The following is a 22,621-nucleotide window of genomic DNA, read 5'->3' as shown; positions in this document are numbered from 1 at the left end:
GTGAAATTTTAGAAAATCATTGGATTAGATGCTTTCTAAATGAGCAAGTATTAAAAAATCGCCAAAGTAAAACATAAACTATGTTACTCTTCGCCTTGGCAGGTTTTAGATGTGGTATTGCTGATTTTAATCTTGATTGGGAGCCTCATTGCAATGACAAAAAAAACATACATAATAGGGTTGGTTATGCTTATTGTAGTTGGCATAATCCTATTTTTATCTTTACACACATCCTCTCAAAAAAATACCAACAAAACGTCCAATAAAAATGTACTGAATATTTATAATTGGTCTGATTATGTTGATGAAAGCACTGTAAAAGAGTTTGAGCAAAAAAACCATATTAAAGTCAATTATGATGTATATGACAGCAATGAAACATTGCAAGCCAAAGTATTAATAGGTAATTCGGGTTATGATTTAGTGGCTCCATCTAATATTTTTGTTGCCCGACAAATTGTTGCGCAAGCTTATCAGCCAATAGATAAGAGCAAGATTTCAAATTATAAAAATTTATCGCCTTTGCTGCTTAAATTAATGCAAACAGCAGACCCTGGTAACCAATATGCTGTTCCTTATTTCTGGGGTATTAATACATTAGCGATTAACAAAGATCAGGTACAAAAAGCATTAAATGGTGCACCACTTCCTGAAAATGAATGGGACTTATTATTCAAACCTGAGTATGCACAAAAATTACAATCTTGTGGAATCAGTATTTTGGATAGCCCAGCAGAAGTATATCCAGTTGTTTTGCATTATTTACATAAAGAACCCAAAACCAATAATTTAGATGATATTAAAGCCGCAGTCGAAGTGTTAAAAGGTATTCGTCCATATATCAAACGTTTCAGTTCATCAGGGTATATTGATGATTTGGCTCGTGGTGACTTATGCTTGGTATTTGGATATGGTGGCGATTTGAATATTGCAAAACGCCGTGCGAAAGAAGCAAAAAATGGTGTTGATATTGCTGTTTTAGTACCCAAAGGTGGTGTGGCTATTTGGGTTGATTCTTTTATGATCCCAGCTGGCGCCAGAAATGTGGATAATGCCTTAAAATATATTGATTATACTTTAGAGCCATCTGTGGCAGCAAAAAATGGTAACTTTGTTACTTATGCACCAGCCAGTACGCCTGCTAAAGATTTAATGGAACCAGAATATGCTTCCGATCCTTCTATTTTCTTAAGTGATCAGATGTTAGAAGCAAGCTTTTTAAATGTGCCCCTTGATTTGAAATTAAATAGGCTTGCCATTAAATATTGGAATGCAATGAAAAAAGAAAATTGATCGTTTTTGTTCGCATTATTTATTTTTTGTTCGTTTTTGAATAATTGTTTTTCGTTTAAAAACACTATATATTAATGATAAATTAATTATATGGTGTTTTTTTTGTTTTTTTGATGATTGTTTTTAAAATTTTTTAATTTATTTTATTTAAAACAATAGGATAAAAAAATATAAAAAAATGATTGAAATTTTTTCTAAATAAGATAAAAATAAAGATGTATTATCCATTTTGTTTTCCTTTTTAATCAAAAAATGAGGTATTTATATGGATATGGTGACTTCGGTTTTTATCTTTTTTTGTACATTATTGGTTTGGATTATGACCCCAGGTATCGCCTTGTTTTATGGTGGATTGGTCAGACGTAAAAATGTATTGTCTACAGCAATGCATAGTTTTAGTGCATTAGCCATTGTTTCTTTATTGTGGATTATCGTTGGTTATTCTTTAGCATTTAGTGGTGATGGTGTGTTTATCGGTGATTTAAACAATGCTTTTCTTCATGGTGTGGGTTTTCAAGGGCCAGAAGGCAGCACTATCCCACCAAATCTTTTTATGATGTTTCAACTCACCTTTGCCATTATTGCAACAGGTATTTTGACTGGCTCCATCGCTGAGCGAATGTATTTCCCCGCTTTTTTAGTATTTATTGTTGGCTGGTTATTGTTCATTTATGCCCCAGTTGCGCATTGGGCATGGGGGCATGGTTGGTTTGAACGTATTGGTGCCATTGATTTTGCTGGTGGAACAGTTGTTCATATTACAAGTGGTGTTGCTGGATTAGTATTAGCGATTATGCTTGGGCATCGAAAGACAAATGAGCCATTGGCGCCTCATAATTTACCCTTAACCATTATTGGGGGGATTTTGGTTTGGTTTGGTTGGTATGGTTTTAATGTGGGCAGTGCAGGCGCGTTTAATGAGATTGCTATGGTTGCTTTTATTAATACCAATACTGCTGCTGTCAGTGGCATTGTCGGTTGGGTCGCGATTGAATGGATGTTGATTAAAAAGCCGACAATGTTAGGAGTGATTTCTGGTGCGTTAGCCGGATTAGTTGGTATTACCCCAGCTGCTGGATTTGTCAGTACTGGTGCTTCTGTCATTATTGGTTTAATTGCAGGAGGGGTCTGTTTTTGGGCGATTTCTTCATTAAAAAAACGCTTGAAATACGATGACGCGTTGGATGCTTTTGGGTTGCATGGTGTAGGAGGTGTTTGGGGATCTATAGCTACAGGATTATTTGCTTCAAAACAAGTGAATCCAGCCATTGAAAATGGGCTGTTTTATGGTAATGCATCTATGTTAGGTGCTCAGCTTGTTGCGACTTTAGCAACATTTGCTTATGCTGCGGCAGTCAGCTTTGTTTTAATTATACTCATTAAACGGGTATGGCCTATTCGTGTTGATTCAGAAAAAGAACACTTGGGCTTAGATGCGAGTTTGCATGGAGAAAGAGCTTACCAAGATTGATTACATTATTAAATGGTTTATATTCTGTTTCTGATCTCTTCGGTCCTTGATGCAATAGCGCCATAAAGAATCGAAGTTAGATTGATTAAATAATAAACAGACAATTATTTTACATATAATTAGAATGAGGGTAAGAATCAATACTATTTAGTGTAGGCATAATCAATCAAGACGATTGAGTTTAACGTAAATTAACACTTGTTAAAAAAGAATTTAACCCCATAGTATTCATACTTGCAAAAACAAGTTAGAATACAAACTCTAAAAAAAATGATTGCACACACAAACTAAGGAATCAACATAATGGACCATGAGTACACGCCGCTTAAAATAAAAGGTCGCCAATTATTGCCTATTGTACAAGGTGGAATGGGTGTGGGTATTTCTGCACATAAACTGGCTGGAGCTGTTGCAAAAGAAAATGCTGTTGGTACTATAGCCAGCGTTGATTTACGGCATTTACATGAGGATCTTTTAGCAAAATCTAAAGAAAATCCTGTTCAAGAAAATTATGATCAATTAAATCGTATTGCTTTAGATCGCGAAATCAAAGCCTCCTTGAAAAATGCACAAGGAAAAGGATTGGTTGCGGTTAATGTGATGAAAGCTGTTGGCGATCATCAGGCCTTAGTTAGACAAGCGTGTGAATCAGGTGCACAAGCCATTGCAATGGGGGCAGGGTTGCCTTTGGATTTGCCTGAAATGACCGAAGGTTTTTCCGATGTAGCGTTGTTTCCTATTTTATCAGAGTCTCGTGGTATCGGTATTGTGTTAAAAAGATGGATGAAAAAAAATCGTCTGCCAGATGCCATTATTATTGAACACCCCAATCATGCGGCTGGACATTTGGGGGCTGCAACAATTGGTGGCGTTTCTGATGAAAAATTTGAATTTAAACGTGTCCTAGATGAAACTTTTGAATTGTTCAAAAACTTAGGTTTAGAAAAGGAAAAGATTCCATTAATTCTAGCTGGCGGCATGGCACATTTTGATAAAGTAAAAACAGCATTGTCCGATTGGGGGGCATCTGCTGTGCAAGTGGGCACAGCATTTGCTGTCACTCAAGAAGGGGATGCTCACATCAACTTTAAAAATACATTGGCGGGTGCAAAAAAAGAAGAAATTGTTGAATTTATGTCTGTAGCAGGATTGCCTGCTCGTGGTATTTTGACTCCATTTTTAAAAAGCTATTTGAAGCGCGAAGAAACATTGCAAGCAAATGCCAAAGCTGATCCAAAAAGATGTACACAGGCAATTAACTGTTTAAGTGTGTGTGGCTTGCGTGATGGTATTGAAAAAATTGGACAGTTTTGTATTGATTTAAAATTGGCTGCTGCTTTTCGTGGTGAGGTGAATAAAGGGCTCTTTTTTAGAGGAAAAGATCCTTTACCATTTGGCGATAAAATCAGAAGTGTGCAAGAGACTATTCAGTATTTGCTTACTGGTAAAGAGTTATCTGAAAACTTAAAATAGATCATAATTTACTTTTGTGAAATGGGCTATAGATATTTCTATAGCCCGTTTTTTATGGTTTGTTTCATTACCGCGTGGCAGCTGACAAAATGCCGCCTAGAATACCAAAAGAGAATGCGAGGACGAAAATGATTACTGAAATAACCAATCCTATAATTGATCCTGCTGGGACAGGGCTGCCATATCGATTGGCACCTTTTGTACCAGGTAAACAGTAATAGATAACAAACCCAGCAATGCCAACCAAAACACTGACAATTGGTATAAGTGAACCTAGACCGAAAAGTAGCACCCACCAGCCAGACCAGCCTAAATCATGTAGTCTTAATATGCTCAGACGTACACTCCAATATACCCAAGGTACAAAAATAACAAGAAAGGCAAAAATCATGCCTCCACCAATGCCAATTGCTGAACTAATAGACGGTGTTCTAGACAGCATGGCTATACTGCCCCCAAAGAATATAAATAAAAACAGCATCACACCAAAACCAATAAGATTCAGTATTAAGCCACCATTGATATACGATAATCTGCCTATTCTGCCATCAATATTAAATTCAAAGAAAGATGGGATTTCATCATATTCATCTGAATACATGTAGACATCATTTTTTTCTGACATATAGGACGCATCATTGGCATAGTATTGCTGATTAAAGTTTTGCGATTCTTGTTGTTGGTTGCCACCATAACTATGATGATTTTGATTGACATTGGTAAATGTTGCATCCGCCCCATCCTCGACCGTGTTTTGATTGTGCTCTTCAGTTTCAAGTGACAGTGGCTCAAGTGATAAAGGTGCACTTTTTATCTTGTTTTTTTGAATTAAGTCATTATTTCGTTGGGCGACATAATAAGCAATATTAGAAGCACATTGTGTACAAAATGATACCCCAGCAGACTGTTGTGCACCACATGCAGGGCAATTAATTGTTTGGGCGTTGTTACTGCGAATAATTGTTTCATTACTCACTGCGTGTACAATGAGCCCCCTTTTTTTAAAAGAATCCAAAATAGGCGTTAATTGTTCACGAGTCACTTCGCTTTTTAACGTAAATTCCTTCCCACTAAACATGGGATCGACTTGCTCTAAAGGCATTTTAAAGAGTTTGGCAAAATTGCTTTTTGCTGTTTCGATATTAAAATCAGGTAAAATTTCACCTTTAAACACGATCTTCCAAGTTGGATTCATATTTTTCCCTTTGATTCTGAGTTTTATTTTGTGCTCTTAACGTGATAAAAGACTCATTCCAGCAATAAACATCATTGAAAACATTATCATTGATAAATAGGGTATCCCTATCACACCAAAAATGATTAAACCGACAGGGGAACCTTGGGTTGGAAGTGGCCCGTATTGATTTTCATCTTGTGTACCAGGCATGCAGAAAAAAATAACGAATGTTGCAATATAACCAAGTAAATTAATGAAGAAGATAGACATGTGCAATGCAGGTATAAAAAAGCATAGCGCAATTGGTACTGACCACCATCCAGACCAATTTAGGTCATGTAATCTTAAAATACTGATTCTAATAAACCATATAAATACAACAATATAGGTAATAATCACAAAAGCCAGTATGCCAATACCTAACCCAGATGAAAAGAAATTGGTTGAGCTTGAAGCATTTTTGAATGAAGCGATCCCAGCTATCAATATAATGACAAAACTCAGTATTTGGGAAAAAATTTGCACACCTAAACCTATTGTAAAAGCATTGATAAACGATAATCTCCCCCAACGACCTTGAGTACCGATACCAATTATTGGTGGTGTAGATTCTAAATAATCATCTAACTCATTTGTTTCGTCTGTAGATAAGCTATGATTATTTTGAGTATATGTATAATTAATATTTGGTTGATTGTTAAATATTTTTTCTTTATTTTGGATGGAAAATCCATTATTAATTTCAGTATGAACAGTTTCTGTTTTAGGCTGTGGTTGTTCGTTTTTAATCACATTATTGGTGCCATTAGCATAAGAAGCGTCGTTGGTAGAAAGCTCATTGTTAATTGCATAAACAATAAGCCCTCTCTTTTTAAAAGAGTTTAAAATAGAGGGGATTTGTTCATGAGAAACATTACTTTTTAGAGTGAACTCTTTTCCAGTGAATAGTTGGTTTACTTGTTCTAAGGGCATTTTAAATAAATGAGCAAAGTTGGTTTTTGCTGTTTCAACGGTAAACTCAGGTAAAACTTCACCTTTAAATACGATTTTCCAAGTTGAATTCATAGTATATCCTTCTTTGCTCTTTATATTTTTTATTTATCAAATGTTTTGTGGTAGGTATATTATTTAATATCCTGTGTTATTAAATGCTGCTAAACCAACACCAAATATTATTAATGCAATCAAAATTGCATATAGAGCCATGAGAACACATAAAATGATTAAGCCTAATTTAGAACCCGCAGGAACAGGGCGACCATAGGGGTTTTCTTCAGGGGTTCCAGGTAAGCAATAATAAATAATTAATGAGGCAATACTGGCTAAAAAACCAACAAATGGAATAAAGGCACCAAAGGTCAGCAATAAAACCCACCAACCAGACCAGCCTAAATCATGTAAGCGCAACACTGAGAAACGTATTGCCCATATCATATAAAGAATAAATAAGGCAAAGATAACAATTAAAAAAACAATACCAGTTCCAGACAAAAAGTTTTGGGAAAGGTCGGATGGGTTATCTAAATTGATACTATTAAGCCCAATTGTCAAAGCAAGAACGATACCTAGGACACACATTACCGCAAAAGAGATCCCCATTGCTGTGACTAATGCATTAATATAAGAAAGCCTTCCCCAGCGCCCCCGAAAGCTGAAACTAAAAATAGGGGGAATAGGATCGTATTCGTCTTGCTCTATTTGTGTAGCATTATTAGGTGAGCTGTTATAATACTGATTATTAAAATTATCTGTGGGTGTTTGGTTATCCATATTTATGTATTTCCTTGTCCTTGTTATGTATAAAAAATTAAGTCCCATATTCTAGCAAATAAAACATATCTAATACAGTTAATAGAATATGTTAAGTTTATATATAAAAGGTTATGAATATAATACTTATCAAATTTATTTCTAAACAATTATCATACATACGAATATTACATGTCAAATATTGTGCAAGTTACATGTGATATTTTTTGGGTGTATGGATAAAAAAACAACAAAGCTGAAAAATCAATTTGGCTATAGCATTCTGAAAAGAGTAGGGAAGTATTATTTTTTGAGAAAAATATTTGATTTGAGTATAATTTGAATATTTTATAGGTTAAAAAATAACCATTCGACAGTCTAGACTTTTTACTAGACAGTCGAATGATTATTTTAAAATCACATTATTATGGCTAAGTAGATTTATTTGTTTTGTGCTCTTTCTTGAGCAAATATTTGTCTGTATTCTGCAAAACAACCATTATCAAGGGCATCCCGAATTTCTTGCATTAATTGTTGGTAGTAATGTAGGTTATGAATGGTGTTTAATTGAGCGCCTAAAATTTCACCTGTTTTATGTAAATGATGTAAGTAAGCTCGGCTATGGTGCTGGCAGGTATAACAGGTACATGTTTCATCTAAAGGGCGGTGGTCCATTTTGTGGGCCGCATTTTTAATCTTAATGTCACCAAATCGAGTAAATAGCCAACCGTTGCGTGCATTTCGAGTAGGCATCACACAGTCAAACATGTCTACCCCATGTGCCACACCATAGACCAAGTCTTCAGGTGTACCCACACCCATAAGATAATGTGGTTTGTGTTCAGGAAGCATAGGGGCAATTTCGTTTAACATTCGGTACATTTCACTTTTTGGTTCACCAACCGATAATCCCCCAATGGCAATGCCTTCAAAGCCAATATCCATTAAACCATTTAATGATTCTTGTCTTAGATGAGCAAACATAGAACCTTGTATGATGCCAAATAAAGCATTTGGATTTTTAAGGTCATTAAAAGCGGTTCTTGAACGCTCTGCCCAACGTAAGCTCATGTGCATAGAATCTTTGGCTGTTTTTTCATCTACTTGGCCAGGTGTACATTCGTCTAACTGCATGACAATATCTGAATTTAATACAGTTTGAATTTTCATGGATATTTCAGGCGATAAAAATAGCTTATTCCCGTTAATTGGGCTTCTGAACGTACAACCTTCTTCGGTAAGTTTTCTCATTTTTGCCAAAGAAAATACCTGAAAACCACCTGAGTCGGTCAAGATAGGTTTTTGCCAACCAATAAAATCATGTAGCCCCCCAAATGATTCAATCACCTCTAATCCAGGTCTTAGCCATAAATGAAAAGTGTTGCCTAAAATAATTTGCGCATTGATGTCCAGTAAGTTTTGATTTGTCATCGCTTTGACAGAACCATAAGTGCCAACTGGTTGAAAAACAGGGGTTTGTACGACACCATGATTCAGTGTTAATGTACCACGTCTGGCGTATCCTTCTTTTTTTAAAACTTTAAATTCAAGCATGTTTGTTGTTTTGTAAAAAATAATAATAACGAATTATACAAGATTGTGGGTTCAATCAGCCAATATATTGCCAATTAAAAATAAGTGGGCCAGACAGATAAAATCGGCAGGTGGCTTAGTTTATGATAGTCACCATCTTAAGGGGGTAGTGGTGCGAGTTTACAGAGAAAAATCAATAAAAATAAATATTCAACGATTAAATGATGGCTTGTTTTTTATTGTTTAGAACAATATGTGATTTTATGGTTGATGTTTAAATCAGTTATTTGAAATTTATACATAGAATATAGGATTAATGAAAAGGCTACAAAAGTCATTCGTTTTTAGATTTTGACTTACCATTATTATATCTATGTTAAAATCCGCCCTATTAAAAAGCTGACGTTCCTACGCCAGCTTTTTATATTGTTTTCGCGCTAAACTTTCATCTGTGATACAGGCAATCAAGCAATTATGGTGAACGCTTTGGACGTGGATTGGTGAATGGCGCAAAAAGCTTTGTGGTTGAACCCGTATTACAAGTCAGGGATATGGCTATGGCTGGTGCTGCGGTAACCTATAATTATATGGGCAATAAACAAGGTGCCGATATGTGGTTGCCTGAGATGAAAAGTGGCACGGCAGAAGCCTATAAAAACGGCACTTCACAAACAGAACTCTTGTTACAAAGTAACCCCATTACAGGTATAGGAGTAACCAGTTATCACGGTACCACAGCGCTGATGCAAGGACGATATGGAGACTTTGCAGAATTGGCGGGTGGTGTCACTGCGGGTTTAGCGATGGGTAAAGCCGTAACCCAATATGGTGGTTATGGGGTGACACTCAAGCCTATTGCCTTGCCTACTGGTATGATGCGTTATCAAACAGGGGCATTGGGTTTTGAGTTGCAAATGGTGCGTCCACAGCAGATCACTTCCAAACAGAATTTAACCATAGTCACAGAAGTGAGCCAAAAAATTGCACAAGATAAGCAAACCTTTAGCCAATGGTCAGAGCGTCATCAAGATATACAATTGGCGATACATAAAGAAAAGCAGGTTTATAGCCAGTTTGCGGAACGAGCTAAAGAACCGAGTCACTTTCAGCAAACATTAGAAAGTTACCGTAAGTATCAACAGGATATTGATTTTAAACATATTGAGGCAGATGTTAGAATCTATGAAAATGGTCGAGGTAAAGTACAGGGTGGACATTTTACGCGCTCACCTGATTTAGTGATTACGGAACTGTTGGAGCCAGTGGGCAGTAATGGTACGATTAAAGCTAAGGTTGGGATGAGACAAGCAGAAGGTGAGCCATTTTACTTAAAAACCAATAATGGGGCTAAATCGACCTTAACGCCTGCTGATTGGTCAGTTACCAGAAGTAAGCTTGAGATGAGTCATGCTTTCGGAAAGAAAGAATTGATAGATGGTATTTGGCAAGGTGAGTCTAGTGGAGTGAAATTTAAATTTAACCCACCAAGCCAAAATATTCCACAATGGAGAGGTTTCCCTTTATATGAACGATAAAATACTTGTATTCAAAATTTCTAAATATAGTACATTTCACTCCCTTGCATTACTCTGTTTTTTAAAGAATGGAGAACTTGATCAAGCAACGTGTAGAACCTTATTGGATTTTATAATGGAGCATTCAACCAGCGAAAAAGAAGATGCTTCCTTTGAAGAGTTATTACAAAAAGTAGAACGAGGAGAATACCAACCTCAAGATCCACGTTTTGCTGATTGGGATATGAATGCAAAGCAAATCTGGTTATGTCCTCCAGTTGCTTTACCAGGACATATGGCAATCACCAACGAATATACTGAATACTCAATCGACCCAGATAGTAGTGAAGAACCACAACAATTCACCTTTAATCAATATCGTACTGTGCTTAAATTTTGGCGCGAGTGCCAACAGATGATTGAAGGCAAGGATTTATCCACTATCGAAGATTTTAGACGCGAAATGCCTTTTCCAGAAAAATAGAATATTTAAAAAAACCAATAATGGGGCTAAATCGACCTTAACGCCTGCTGATTGGTCAGTTGCCAGAAGTAAGCTTGAAATGAGCCATGCTTTTGAGAATAAAGAATTAGTTATTAAAGGATCAAGACAGGTTTGGAGAGGGGAGTCAGGAAATGTTCTATTTGAGTTCAATCCCCCAAGTAAAAATGTACCACAATGGAGAGGTTACCCTGTTTATGAAAAATAATAAAATAATAGAATGTAGTTTCCCTAGATATGAAGATGGTACACATAGTCGTACATTAGGTATGGGGTGCTTTAATGAAGATGGCACTTTAGATATGGCTATAGGATATACGTTATTAGAATTCATTGAGCAACAAAGACCTAAAGCCGATACGGAGTTTGAAGAGCTATTACAACAAGCAGAACAAGGAACGTATAAACCCGATGACCTTCGTTTTGGTGATTGGGGAATTAACGCAAATGAAATATGGTTATCTCCTCCTGTAGCACAAAAGGGCTGTATGGCGATTACAAATGAAAACACAGAATACTCAATCGATCCCGATAGTGGTGGTGAACCACAACAATTCACCTTTAACCAATATCGTACTGTGCTTAAATTTTGGCGTGAGTGCCAGCAGATGATTGAAGGCAAGGATTTGTCTACTATCGAAGATTTTAGGCGTGAAATGCCTTTTCCTGAACAATAACAAGGTTTCATTATTCAAAGTAATTTAGCTCAAATTTGATAACGAACCAATTTAATTGGAATGTTAGCCAAATTTGAGCGAATACTACTTAGTTCCCCTTAATTTATTTATTACTTTTGAAGTTTTTAATAGACCATGCTGGCTCAGAAGGATCATATCTCTCGGACTGAAAAATATGAGTAAGGCTTTTATTATATTCTTGGCTTTGGTTATCCCTTTGTGTTAAATAATTATTGGTTTGAGCCGACGTGTTTATGAGCACTGTATCTGTATCCACGATTGATGGTATTAAAGAAAAGTGAGCAAGATTTTTATTATATTTTTGGTTTTGATTATCCCTCTGTGTTAAGTAGTGATCAGTTTCAGTAGACGTTTTGATGATCACAGTATCTGCGTTTACGTATGACATGTTTAAAGCTATAGAAGTAATGACGATTAGTTCCATTTTTTTCATTTTAATCATTCCTTTATTAATATAAATAAAATTTCAAAAATAATAATGATTTCAAATAACATCATTAAATTTATTTGTTTTGTTGTATGGAGATAGAGTGGTAAGCTTTCTATTGAGTAAAACTTAGTTAAAAACACATAAATATATTTGTCTTTATTACATCAATCATTATGTGTATGAATTACTTTAAATTTTCTAATAGCAAACATCTTATTTAAATACTTTTTTATTATGTTCAGAAAAAACTTCCTTAGCTGCTGCTAATCCATTAAGTGTAGAGGGAAACCCCGCATAGACAGATGCTTGAATCATGACTTCAATAATTTCAGTTTGTGTCAGTCCTACATTTAACCCAGCCTCAATGTGTACTTTTAGCTGAGGTGTTGCTGTCCCCATGGCTGTTAGCATTGAAATTGTTGCCAACTCACGATCACGAAGATTAAGTTGTGGTCGTGAATACACATCTGCAAAAGGGTATTCAAAGATATAGGTGGCAAAATCTGGTGCAATATCTTCTAAAGAGGCAATGACCTTTTCTCCGGCTTCCCCATCGATAACCTGCAACATTCTTTTTCCACGCTCAAGTCGGCTTTCCCCTGAAGTATTGGAAATCACCGTTTCTGAATATGAATAACCATGGGTACAAATGGTTAACCCTGAAAAAATAAATGCTGTTAGGTAACGAGAAATTATTTTCATGATATGACTCCATATATTAAATTGATAAAATTGTGTTTTTGGGTTTTCTATACTGTTATCTTTAAATAAATAACTTTAGAAGCCCTGACTGGTTGGACGTAATACGATCTCATTAATGTCAACATCTGCTGGTTGCTCAATGGCAAAAGCAATCGCTTGTGAAACAGAGCTTGCTGAGATGGCATGTTGATAAAATTCAGAAAGATTTTTTATGCTTTGAGTATCCGAACTGCCTAGCTTCAATTCTGAATCAATTGCACCGGGGAAAATTGTTGTGGTACGAATATGGGCGCCCACTTCATGACGTAATCCCTCAGAAATAGCAGCTACTGCAAATTTGGTTCCACTATAGACAGTCCCACCAGGGCTAAAAACTTTGAGTCCTGCAACCGAAGATATATTAATAAAATGACCTGATTGTTGTTTTTCAAAGATGGGTAGGGTGGCTGCAATACCATACAACACACCTTTAATATTGACATCAATCATTGTGTCCCACTCAACTACTTTTATCTGGTTAAGTGGCGCAATTGACATAATTCCAGCATTATTTACCAAAACATCAATACGACCATATGTATTGAGTGCTTGCTCAATAAGATTATTTACATCCGCACGGCTGGTGACATCGGTTTCTACTGAGATTGCTTTGCCACCATTTTGTATGATTTCTTGTGCTAATTTATCAATCCGTCCTTTCCGTCTAGCAGCAAGCACAAGAATAGCCCCTTTTTTTGCTAAGAGGCGGGCAGTTTTTTCACCGATTCCACTACTTGCGCCAGTAATAATGATAACTTTATCTAAAATTGAATTCATTTGTTTTCCTTACAGGAATTAATAGGCTCAGTCACAAGAAAATATTTTTACAGGATGTTCCGAGGAAGAGACATGACTGTAATTCTTAGAGTAAACTCTAAGTCAAACTGTTTTTTATTGGAGATGAATATGTATGACTCAATTGGAAAGTTTTCTGAAAGGACAGGGCTTAGTAGGTATACTTTAAGATATTATGAAAAAGAGAATTTAATTAAACCTAATCGTCATAAAAATGGACATCGTTATTATACGGAACATGATGTCAATTGGGTTTTGTTTATTAAAAAACTTAAAGATACGAACATGCCGATTAAGCAAATCAAACAATATGCTTTGCTGAGGGAACGAGGAGATATAACATTAGAAGAGCGAATGTTACTTTTGCAGCATCATCAGAGATTTGTTCTGGAAACAGTTGCAAATTGGCAAGGTCATTTGAACAACTTAAATGAGAAAATTGATTTCTATAGAAAAAAAATATCTAGCTTAAGATGAATATCTTTGATGATTTAGTTATTACAAAACTATTGGAGTCCGTAGGCAGCTATGGTGCGATTAAGGTGAAGGTTGGTATGCGTTGATGATGAGCCATTTTATTTAAAAGCCAATAGAGTAAGATATCGTTGACAAAGGTTTGCCTTATTTCTTTCACTTCATTTTGACTTTATGTCAAGATTTCAAGATTACTTTTGTTGTTTTTCTGTCACTCAATATTGGTGATTTATCTTTGCACTCGATATTTTTACAGGCAATTTTCAATATTTTAGATTTATTTTTAGTTTTTATATGTTCATTTATAACTTTATACTACTTGGCAATAAATGAGTTCATTCTTTTGCTTTTTGATGTTTTTTTTTAATGTAAACCTTGATATACCTGATTTGCAGTATGAGGTAATAGGATAAAACATGTACTTGTACCGTGTTTGTGTATCGAAAATACAATCGTTTCTTCTCGGATAGGCTAAGGCAAACCATAAATCGTCTATATCTTTTGGAAGCTGATTTGGTTAGCCATAGAACTTTTTGTAGTGGCTGTGCATTAGATTGACGTTCTATCATTTCTGACATAAAATTCTTCCTTGCAGTTCGCTGAAATTTTGAACAAATCTTATCGCATGAAGGTTTTTAATTAGTGCATTACAAACATAGATAAATATCTAGTAGCAGATAGGGAAAATCAGAAGTTGTTTGATCTGGTTCTTTTATTCCATATGTTTGAACAAATAATAGCCTAGTTAGTGTTCGACTCTAAAATTTCCGGTCACTATATTTGACTGAAAGAAGTTGCTAGTTGTTATTTATATTTGGTTTTTTTGAGAATATTATTAAAGTAACAAGTTGATTTTTACAGGCACGTAGCTCAGTTGGTTAGAGCACCACCTTGACATGGTGGGGGTCGTTGGTTCGAATCCAATCGTGCCTACCAGATTTTTTTATAAAAAGGTGCGACAAGGTCGCATTTTTTTGTTGAAAGTGGTTTCATTATTATTTTGGAGTTTAAGGCTATGCCTAATATTACTTTGCCCGATGGGTCTATTCGTTCCTTTGATCAGCCAGTAAGTGTATATGATGTGGCCGCGTCAATTGGAACGGGTTTGGCACGCGCTGCTTTAGCTGGCAAAGTAGATGGTACCTTGGTTGATACTTCTTATCTTATTGATCAAGATGTACATTTGGCTATTGTGACTGATAAAGATGCAGATGGTTTAAGCATTATTCGTCATTCTACCGCACATTTATTGGCTTTTGCTGTAAAAGAATTGTTTCCTGATGCACAAGTGACCATTGGACCTGAAATTGAAGATGGTTTTTATTATGATTTTAGTTACAAGCGCCCGTTTACGCCAGATGATTTAGCGATCATAGAGAAGAAAATGCATGAATTGGCTAAAGCCGATTATCCAGTTGAGCGCTATGAGCTTCCTCGTGATGAAGCCATTAAGTTTTTTAATGATTTAGGTGAACATTATAAAGCAAAAATTATAGAAGATATTCCGCAAGGTGCGGTACTTTCATTGTATCGTGAAGGCAGCTTTACTGATTTGTGTCGTGGGCCGCATGTTCCTTCTACAGGTAAACTGAAAGTATTTAAACTTCTTAAAGTTGCAGGCGCTTATTGGCGTGGCAACAGTGACAACGAAATGCTGCAACGTATTTATGGTACGGCATGGGCAAAAAAAGAAGATTTAGCTGATTATTTGTATCGTATTGAAGAAGCTGAAAAACGGGATCATCGTAAATTAGGTAAGCAGCTGGATTTGTTTCATCTACAAGATGAAGCGCCTGGAATGGTGTTTTGGCACCCTAAAGGTTGGAGCTTATGGCAAAGTATCGAACAATACATGCGCCAAGAGTTAACGAATGCTGGCTATCAGGAAATTCGTACCCCCATGGTAATGGATCGAGTGTTGTGGGAAAAATCAGGACACTGGGAAAATTATCATGAAAATATGTTTATTACTGAATCAGAAAAGCGTGATTATGCGGTTAAACCAATGAATTGTCCTGGGCATATTCAAGTATTTAATCAAGGTTTAAGATCATATCGTGATTTGCCTATGCGGTTGGCTGAGTTTGGTTCGTGTCATCGTAATGAACCATCAGGGGCTTTACATGGTCTAATGCGTGTACGTGGTTTCGTTCAAGATGATGCCCATATTTTTTGTACACCTGAGCAAGTTGAAGCAGAAGTACAGTCGTTTAATCATTTGTTGATGAGAGTTTATCAGCAATTTGGATTTAATGAAGTTTCAATTAAACTGTCTTTACGTCCAGAAAAGCGTTCAGGTAGTGATGAAGTTTGGGATTTGGCAGAGCAAGGTCTACGAGATGCATTATCAAGTTGTGGTTTGGAATGGGAAGAGCTGCCAGGAGAGGGGGCTTTTTATGGCCCAAAAATCGAATACCATATTAAAGATGCACTAGGGCGATCTTGGCAATGTGGTACCTTACAACTAGACTTTGTGCTACCAGATCGATTATCTGCCGAATATGTGGCAGAAGATAACAGTCGTAAGATGCCTGTTATGTTGCATAGGGCTGTTTTGGGGTCTTTGGAGCGATTTATTGGTATTTTGATCGAGCATTATGCTGGTGCTTTTCCATTGTGGTTGGCACCAGTGCAAATGATGATTATGAATATTACTGAAGCGCAGTCAGATTACTGTCGTGAAATTGCCCAAAAATTTAAAGAGGCAGGCTTTCGAGTAGAGCTTGACTTGAGAAATGAAAAAATTGGTTATAAAATTCGCGAACACAGTTTGCAAAGAGTACCATATCAGCTCGTTATTGGTGAGCAGGAAAAACAAGCAGGAAAAATAGCTATTCGCCATAAAGGTGAAGATTTAGGGCAAATGAGCGTTGAAGAGTTTATTCAACATTTGCAAAATGAATTACAGCAAACATTTGCAGCAAATTAATAATTAATAGGAGAAGTTGCTATCGCTCAAGAACGTGAAGCACGCATTAATGGTGAAATTACCGCTAAGGAAGTGCGCTTAATCAGTCATACAGGGGAACAGTTAGGTGTTGTGGGTATTCGTGAAGCTTTGGCTTTATCGGAAGAACATGATATTGATTTGGTTGAAATCTCACCTACGGCAAACCCACCTGTTTGTAAATTGATGGATTTTGGTAAGTATAAGTATGAACAAGCCAAAAAACGTGATGAAGCTAAGAAGAAACAAAAGCAGGTTCAAATTAAGGAAATTAAATTCCGTCCTGGAACCGATGAAGGCGACTATAATATTAAATTACGTAATATTAAGCGCTTTTTGGAAGAGGGTGATAAAACAAAGATCACTTTACGTTTCCGTGGGCGTGAAATGGCTCATCAGGAACTAGGTTTGAATTTACTCAAAAGAATAGAAGCAGATCTTACCGAAATAGGTGTTGTTGAGCAGTTTCCAAAAATGGAAGGGCGACAAATGGTTATGATGATTGCCCCCAAGAAAAAATAAGGTTATAATCTTGCGCCTAACCTTACTTGCTGCGTAAGGTTAGGATGTATTTTTTGCAGCAAAAAGCGTGGTATCTGGGTTCTAAAGTGCTTTTGCCACCCGATGCCTTATCTAAAAAATGATTTAGGAGCAATTCATGCCTAAAATGAAAACCAAATCGAGTGCGAAAAAACGCTTGAATGTGTTGGGTAACGGTGGTGTTAAACGCGCTCATGCGTTTAAACGTCATATTTTGACTAAAAAAACCACTAAAAATAAACGCCAATTACGTGGTACCACTATGGTGCGTGCTTGTGATATGGCTTCTGTTGCTAAAATGTTACCTTACGCATAAGGAGTATAAATTATGCCACGCGTAAAACGCGGTGTTACCGCTCGTGCTCGTCACAAAAAAGTTCTTGCGTTAGCTAAAGGCTATCGCGGTCGTCGTAAAAATGTCTATCGTGTTGCCAAACAGGCTGTAATGAAAGCGGGGCAATATGCTTACCGCGATCGTCGCCAACGCAAACGTCAGTTCCGTCAATTATGGATTGTACGTATCAATGCAGGTGCACGTGAAAATGGTTTATCTTACAGCAAGTTCATGAACGGCTTAAAACGTGCTTCAATTAATATTGACCGTAAAGTTTTGGCTGATTTGGCTGTATTTGATAAAGCAGCTTTTGCGAAAATTGTTGAACAAGCAAAAGCAAGTTTGGCTAGTGCTTAAAACTTGATTGTATAAAAATTTAAGAAAAAGGAGGCTAATGCCTCCTTTTTTGTTTCTGATAACAGAATTGTTGTTTTATTATCTATAAATATATTCAATTGGTGTTGAAGTTTAAAACTATTTGATAGGTGTCAATATCTTTTGATAAACAAATTGACTAATTTGTTATTCATAAATATCTTAATGTAATTATCTAAATTTACCTATTTATCTAAATTATTGAGCAAGTTACGAACAAATTTAATAAAGAATAGCCAGTTTATTTCTAATGTGGTTTCTTTAGGAGGTGTCGTCATGAGTGCTTATGTTGGAGAATTTTTAGGGACAATGTTGTTGGTGTTTCTTGGTAATGCAAGTGTTGCGAATGTTTTATTAAAAAACTCTAAGGCTGAAGGTGCAGGTTGGGTGGTGATTGCTTTTGCTTGGGGGATTGCATTGACTTTATGTATTTATGGTTTTGGACATATTAGTGGTGCACATTTTAATCCCGCTTTGACTATTGCTTTAGCCATAGGAGGGAGTTTTGACTCAAGTTTGGTTGCAGGATATGTTGTTGCACAGTTAGCAGGTGCTTTTTGTGGCGGTGCTGCTGTTTATTTGTATTTTTTACCTCATTTTAACTTAACTGAAGATGTTGGCTTGAAATTGGCTTCATTTTCAACAGGCCCTGCTATACGCAATACACCTTCAAATTTCTTTTGTGAAGCAGTAGGGACGTTTATCTTGGTTTATGGTGTTTTGGTTATTGGTGCCGCCGAGTTTGTTCAAGGCTTAAACCCTATTGCTATTGGTTGTTTATTAATGGGGATTGGTTTGTCTTTAGGGGGTACAACTGGTTATGCGTTAAATCCAGCGCGTGATTTAGGTCCAAGGCTTTTTCATGCTTTATTTCCCATTAAAGGAAAGGGATCTTCTGATTGGGGATATGCATGGATTCCCGTATTCGCTCCTATTGTTGGCGCTATTGTTGCTGTTTTGGTACGTGCTGCATTTGTGAATTGGGGTTTTAATTAGCTTTGTTTTTGTAAAATGACAGTGTTTCATATTAAACACTGTCATTTTTATTGTTGCCTTTTTCTTATTTATATTTTTATTTTATGTAGGTACAGGCTGAGTGTTTCTCTTCATGTTATAATTTACGGCTACAATTTTTTTATTTGACAGAAGAAAATATAATATGAGTTCAATTGACACAATATTGGCGCAAGCGCTTGCGCAAGTTGATTCTGTAACAGATTTGAATGAATTAGAACTGGTTAAAGCAAACTATTTAGGAAAAAATGGTTCGATCACAGAATTGTTAAAAACATTGGGTAAATGTTCTGCTGAAGAGCGCAAAAGCTTAGGTGCTCATATTAATCAGGGTAAAGATATTTTTGTTGGCGCGCTCAATGCAAAAAAAGAAGCGTTGAATTTAGCGAAGCTTGAGTTGCAATTGGCTTCTGAAGCATTGGATGTGACTTTGCCTGGTAGAGGAAGCTCACACTTAGGATTGCATCCGGTTACCTTAACGTTAGCCAGATTTGTTGAACTTTTTCATAGTGTTGGTTTTACTGTGGGCGATGGTCCAGAAATTGAACAAGATTTTTATAATTTTCAGGCATTAAATATTCCAGAAAATCATCCTGCCCGTGCCATGCAAGACACATTTTATGTGGAAAATGGAGATGTATTGCGTACTCATACATCCCCCATTCAGGTACGTTATATGTTGGATCATGAACCGCCAATCAAACTGATTGCACCTGGACGGGTTTATCGTGTTGATTCGGATGCCACACATTCTCCAATGTTTCATCAAATGGAAGGATTGTGGATTGAAGAAGGCGTTAGTTTCGCGGATTTAAAAGCAACATTAACTGATTTTATTCGTCGTTTTTTTGAGCGTGACGATCTACAAGTACGTTTTCGTCCGTCTTTTTTCCCTTTTACTGAACCGTCAGCTGAAGTTGATATTTTAGGCGAAAAAGGCTGGTTGGAAGTCGGTGGATGTGGCATGGTTCATCCAAATGTGTTAAAAAATGTCAATATAGATTCTGAGCGCTATACAGGTTTTGCTTTTGGAATGGGAATAGATCGTTTTGCTATGTTGCGTTATGGCGTTAATGACCTACGTCTTTTCTTTGACAATGATTTAAATTTCTTAAAACAGTTTCAGTAAAGGATAGAAAAATGCAGTTTTCTTATGACTGGTTAAAAACATGGGTCAATCCTGAACTGGATGTAGAAAAAATGGCGCATGTACTGACCATGGCAGGCTTAGAAGTTGAGGAGTGCAATACGGTTGCGCCTGACTTTACAAATGTAGTAGTCGGTTATGTTGAGCAATTAGAACCACATCCAAATGCAGACAGATTACGCGTTGCTCAGGTAAATACTGGACAAGAGGTTGTGCAAATTGTATGTGGTGCCCCCAATGTGGCTGTTGGCGTTAAAGTGCCTTGTGCCTTAAGTGGCGCACTCTTACCAAATGATTTTGCCATTAAGCCTACTAAAATGAGGGGCATTGAATCTAATGGGATGCTGTGTTCAGCTAAAGAACTTGGTTTGCCCGAAGATGTGGATGGTTTGTTGATTTTATCGCAAGATGCACCTGTTGGTGTTAATTTGCGTACATACTTGAATTTAGATGACACGCTTTTTACGCTAAAAATTACCCCTAATCGAGCAGATTGCCTGAGTATTAAGGGCATTGCCCGTGAAGTGGGGGCTTTGTTACAAAAAGATGTTCAACAACCTGTTTTTGAACCAGTTAAAGTTACCTGTCAAGATAAAGTTTCTATTCATCTTGACGCAAAAGAAGCGTGTGGCCGTTATTTGGGGCGAATTGTTAAAGGTGTCAATGCGAAAGCCCAAACACCTGATTGGATGAAACAACGCTTAGAACGTTCTGGATTGCGCAGCATCAGCGCTATTGTGGATGTGACCAATTATGTGATGTTAGAGCTTGGTCAACCTATGCATGCATTTGATCTGGATAAAATATCTGGTGCGATCCATGTTCGTATGGCAAAAGAAGCTGAGCAGTTATTGTGTTTAAATGAAAAAGAAGTTGTTTTAAGCAGCGATACATTGGTTATTGCTGATGATCAGAAAGTCTTGGCTCTTGCTGGTTTAATGGGTGGCGCAGCCAGTGCTGTGACAGAGCAAACACAAGATGTTTTATTAGAATCGGCATTTTTTAGTCCAGATATTATTTCAGGTAAATCCAGACAGTATGGTTTTGGTTCAGACTCCTCTTTCAGATTTGAGCGAGGCGTTGATTTTGCTGTGCAAGAAGAAGCCATTGAGCGCGCAACAGCATTATTGATAGACATTTGTGGTGGGCAAGTAGCACCAGTTGTTCATGCAGAAGGTCAATTACCTGAACAAAAACAGGTTACTGTGCGTTTTGGGCGAATTAATCAGATATTGGGTGTCACCGTTGAACAAAAACAAGTGATGGATATTTTGACCCGTTTAGGGTTAGCGCCAAAACAAACTGATAATCAACAGTTAATGGTGACTTCACCAAGTTTTCGTTTTGATATTGCTCTTGAAGAGGATATTATTGAGGAAGTTGGCCGAGTATATGGCTATGAAAATATACCAGAACGGTTTCCTAATGCGCAATTGGCTATGTTAGCGTTACCAGAAACACAGAAAAAACGCTTTGATATTTATTGTTCAATGGCAGCAAGAGATTATCAGGAAATTGTCAGTTACGCATTTGTAGATGAACAATGGGAAAAGGATTTTGCGGGTAATTTACACCCTATCCGTTTACAAAACCCTATTGCCAGCCAAATGAGCGTTATGCGTTCTACTTTAGTTGGTGGTTTTATTCAGACCCTATCGTACAATTTGAACCGTAAGCAAACAAGGGTCAGGTTATTTGAGGTTGCTAGAGTCTTTAATAAGTTAGAAAATGGCACATTTGTTCAGGTTGAAAAACTGGGCGGCTTGGCTTTTGGTTCTGTTCGACCAGAACAATGGGCTGAGGCGACAAGAAAAGTTGATTTTTTTGATGTAAAAGCAGATATAGAAAGTTTATTTGCACCAAAAACGTTGGTTTTTAAGACAGCAAAACACCCAGCATTGCATCCAGGTAGAACCGCAGAGATTTTTTTGAATGAGGAAAAAATAGGTTTTATTGGGGAGTTACATCCACAATGGTTGCAAAAATATGATTTGAGTCAGGCACCTATTGTATTTGAAGTAGACTTATTCGCTGTTTTACAACAAGATAAAGTGACATTTTCTGCAGTATCGAAGTTTCAACCAGTACGCAGGGACTTAGCCTTTGTGCTCCCAGAAAGCATTGAATCGGCACAATTAATCAATTGTTTATCTGATGCAGCAAATAGTGATCTTGTGCAAGAGATTGCTTTATTTGACGTGTATCAAGGTCAAGGTGTTCCTGAAAACATGAAAAGCTTGGCTGTGAAAATACGTTTACAGGCAATGGATAAAACATTGTCTGATGAAGAAATTGATGAGGTTATTCAAAGGTTGATTGTTGCAGCTCAGGGTATAGGTGCAACGCTTCGTGCTTAAAATAACGAAAAATAACACTAAAGTATTGAGTAAATAGATAGTTTTGCGTGATAATAC

The 22,621-nt window shown here is 36.7% G+C and carries 22 protein-coding genes and 1 tRNA gene; 16 read left to right on the top strand and 7 right to left on the bottom strand.

Features of this window, described 5'->3' with window-relative positions; translation table 11 throughout:
* The first annotated feature begins 186 nt into the window (after positions 1–186).
* The 3 genes from AADH04_RS03505 to AADH04_RS03495 all read left to right on the top strand — a co-directional run bounded on the left by AADH04_RS03505 (position 187) and on the right by AADH04_RS03495 (position 4,237).
* Positions 187–1,293, top strand: coding sequence for a polyamine ABC transporter substrate-binding protein (locus tag AADH04_RS03505; protein WP_434778864.1), 1,107 nt, complete (start codon positions 187–189; stop codon positions 1,291–1,293).
* A gap of 265 nt (positions 1,294–1,558) precedes the next feature.
* Positions 1,559–2,764 (top strand): ammonium transporter, encoded by a 1,206-nt coding sequence (locus AADH04_RS03500; protein ID WP_434778863.1) that lies wholly within the window; start codon positions 1,559–1,561, stop codon positions 2,762–2,764.
* Positions 2,765–3,067: 303 nt separating this feature from the next.
* Positions 3,068–4,237 carry an NAD(P)H-dependent flavin oxidoreductase gene (locus AADH04_RS03495; protein WP_434778862.1) on the top strand — a complete coding sequence of 390 codons (1,170 nt, stop codon included), beginning with the start codon at positions 3,068–3,070 and terminating at the stop codon, positions 4,235–4,237.
* Positions 4,238–4,304: 67 nt separating this feature from the next.
* On the opposite strand, the gene AADH04_RS03490 is transcribed toward AADH04_RS03495, so the two are convergent.
* The 4 genes from AADH04_RS03490 to tgt all read right to left on the bottom strand — a co-directional run bounded on the left by AADH04_RS03490 (position 4,305) and on the right by tgt (position 8,717).
* Positions 4,305–5,432 carry a DUF805 domain-containing protein gene (locus AADH04_RS03490; protein WP_434778861.1) on the bottom strand — a complete coding sequence of 376 codons (1,128 nt, stop codon included), beginning with the start codon at positions 5,430–5,432 and terminating at the stop codon, positions 4,305–4,307.
* A gap of 36 nt (positions 5,433–5,468) precedes the next feature.
* Positions 5,469–6,479, bottom strand: coding sequence for a DUF805 domain-containing protein (locus AADH04_RS03485; protein WP_434778860.1), 1,011 nt, complete (start codon positions 6,477–6,479; stop codon positions 5,469–5,471).
* A 63-nt stretch (positions 6,480–6,542) separates the two neighbouring features.
* A complete protein-coding gene (locus AADH04_RS03480) occupies positions 6,543–7,184 on the bottom strand; it encodes a DUF805 domain-containing protein (RefSeq protein WP_434778859.1) in 642 nt (213 codons plus the stop codon).
* A 420-nt stretch (positions 7,185–7,604) separates the two neighbouring features.
* On the bottom strand, positions 7,605–8,717 hold the full coding sequence (gene tgt / locus AADH04_RS03475) for a tRNA guanosine(34) transglycosylase Tgt (RefSeq protein ID WP_434778858.1): 1,113 nt from the start codon (positions 8,715–8,717) through the stop codon (positions 7,605–7,607).
* 479 nt (positions 8,718–9,196) lie between these two features.
* Between tgt and AADH04_RS03470 the strand changes: the two genes are divergently transcribed.
* From AADH04_RS03470 to AADH04_RS03455, 4 genes are all read left to right on the top strand, one after another.
* Entirely contained in the window at positions 9,197–10,231 is a 1,035-nt protein-coding gene (locus AADH04_RS03470) for a hypothetical protein (RefSeq protein ID WP_434778857.1), read from the top strand.
* Entirely contained in the window at positions 10,221–10,694 is a 474-nt protein-coding gene (locus AADH04_RS03465; RefSeq protein WP_434778856.1) for a hypothetical protein, read from the top strand. The genes AADH04_RS03470 and AADH04_RS03465 overlap by 11 nt, the downstream gene beginning before the upstream one ends.
* Positions 10,695–10,773: 79 nt before the next feature.
* A complete protein-coding gene (locus AADH04_RS03460; protein ID WP_434778855.1) occupies positions 10,774–10,920 on the top strand; it encodes a hypothetical protein in 147 nt (48 codons plus the stop codon).
* Positions 10,910–11,389: a hypothetical protein gene (locus tag AADH04_RS03455; protein ID WP_434778854.1), complete on the top strand. Its 480-nt coding sequence runs from the start codon at positions 10,910–10,912 to the stop codon at positions 11,387–11,389. The genes AADH04_RS03460 and AADH04_RS03455 overlap by 11 nt, the downstream gene beginning before the upstream one ends.
* A gap of 103 nt (positions 11,390–11,492) precedes the next feature.
* Here AADH04_RS03455 and AADH04_RS03450 read toward each other — a convergent pair whose 3' ends face one another.
* The 3 genes from AADH04_RS03450 to AADH04_RS03440 form a co-directional block, all read right to left on the bottom strand.
* Positions 11,493–11,843, bottom strand: coding sequence for a hypothetical protein (locus AADH04_RS03450; RefSeq protein ID WP_434778853.1), 351 nt, complete (start codon positions 11,841–11,843; stop codon positions 11,493–11,495).
* A gap of 210 nt (positions 11,844–12,053) precedes the next feature.
* Entirely contained in the window at positions 12,054–12,542 is a 489-nt protein-coding gene (locus AADH04_RS03445) for a carboxymuconolactone decarboxylase family protein (RefSeq protein WP_434778852.1), read from the bottom strand.
* 75 nt (positions 12,543–12,617) lie between these two features.
* A complete protein-coding gene (locus tag AADH04_RS03440; RefSeq protein ID WP_434778851.1) occupies positions 12,618–13,358 on the bottom strand; it encodes an SDR family oxidoreductase in 741 nt (246 codons plus the stop codon).
* 72 nt (positions 13,359–13,430) lie between these two features.
* Between AADH04_RS03440 and AADH04_RS03435 the strand changes: the two genes are divergently transcribed.
* The 9 genes from AADH04_RS03435 to pheT all read left to right on the top strand — a co-directional run bounded on the left by AADH04_RS03435 (position 13,431) and on the right by pheT (position 22,564).
* Positions 13,431–13,853 (top strand): MerR family transcriptional regulator, encoded by a 423-nt coding sequence (locus tag AADH04_RS03435; RefSeq protein WP_434778850.1) that lies wholly within the window; start codon positions 13,431–13,433, stop codon positions 13,851–13,853.
* An 856-nt stretch (positions 13,854–14,709) separates the two neighbouring features.
* Positions 14,710–14,786: transfer RNA gene (locus AADH04_RS03430), tRNA-Val, on the top strand.
* A 79-nt stretch (positions 14,787–14,865) separates the two neighbouring features.
* The gene (thrS, locus tag AADH04_RS03425) at positions 14,866–16,779 is read left to right on the top strand and encodes a threonine--tRNA ligase (protein ID WP_434778849.1); all 1,914 of its coding nucleotides are present in this window, start codon (positions 14,866–14,868) and stop codon (positions 16,777–16,779) included.
* Between the two features lie 72 nt (positions 16,780–16,851).
* Entirely contained in the window at positions 16,852–17,319 is a 468-nt protein-coding gene (gene infC / locus AADH04_RS03420; RefSeq protein WP_434778848.1) for a translation initiation factor IF-3, read from the top strand.
* 136 nt (positions 17,320–17,455) lie between these two features.
* Complete coding sequence (gene rpmI / locus AADH04_RS03415) at positions 17,456–17,653, top strand: 50S ribosomal protein L35 (RefSeq protein WP_434778847.1); 198 nt, start codon at positions 17,456–17,458, stop codon at positions 17,651–17,653.
* 12 nt (positions 17,654–17,665) lie between these two features.
* A complete protein-coding gene (gene rplT / locus AADH04_RS03410) occupies positions 17,666–18,028 on the top strand; it encodes a 50S ribosomal protein L20 (protein ID WP_434778846.1) in 363 nt (120 codons plus the stop codon).
* A 294-nt stretch (positions 18,029–18,322) separates the two neighbouring features.
* Positions 18,323–19,042 (top strand): MIP/aquaporin family protein, encoded by a 720-nt coding sequence (locus AADH04_RS03405; RefSeq protein WP_434778845.1) that lies wholly within the window; start codon positions 18,323–18,325, stop codon positions 19,040–19,042.
* A gap of 163 nt (positions 19,043–19,205) precedes the next feature.
* A complete protein-coding gene (gene pheS, locus AADH04_RS03400) occupies positions 19,206–20,189 on the top strand; it encodes a phenylalanine--tRNA ligase subunit alpha (protein ID WP_434778844.1) in 984 nt (327 codons plus the stop codon).
* An 11-nt stretch (positions 20,190–20,200) separates the two neighbouring features.
* Positions 20,201–22,564: a phenylalanine--tRNA ligase subunit beta gene (pheT, locus tag AADH04_RS03395; RefSeq protein ID WP_434778843.1), complete on the top strand. Its 2,364-nt coding sequence runs from the start codon at positions 20,201–20,203 to the stop codon at positions 22,562–22,564.
* The last annotated feature ends 57 nt before the right edge of the window (positions 22,565–22,621 follow it).

Source organism: Neisseria sp. Ec49-e6-T10 (genome assembly GCF_051132615.1).
Lineage (GTDB): Bacteria > Pseudomonadota > Gammaproteobacteria > Burkholderiales > Neisseriaceae.
This window is presented reverse-complemented; position numbering and strand designations above follow the sequence as displayed.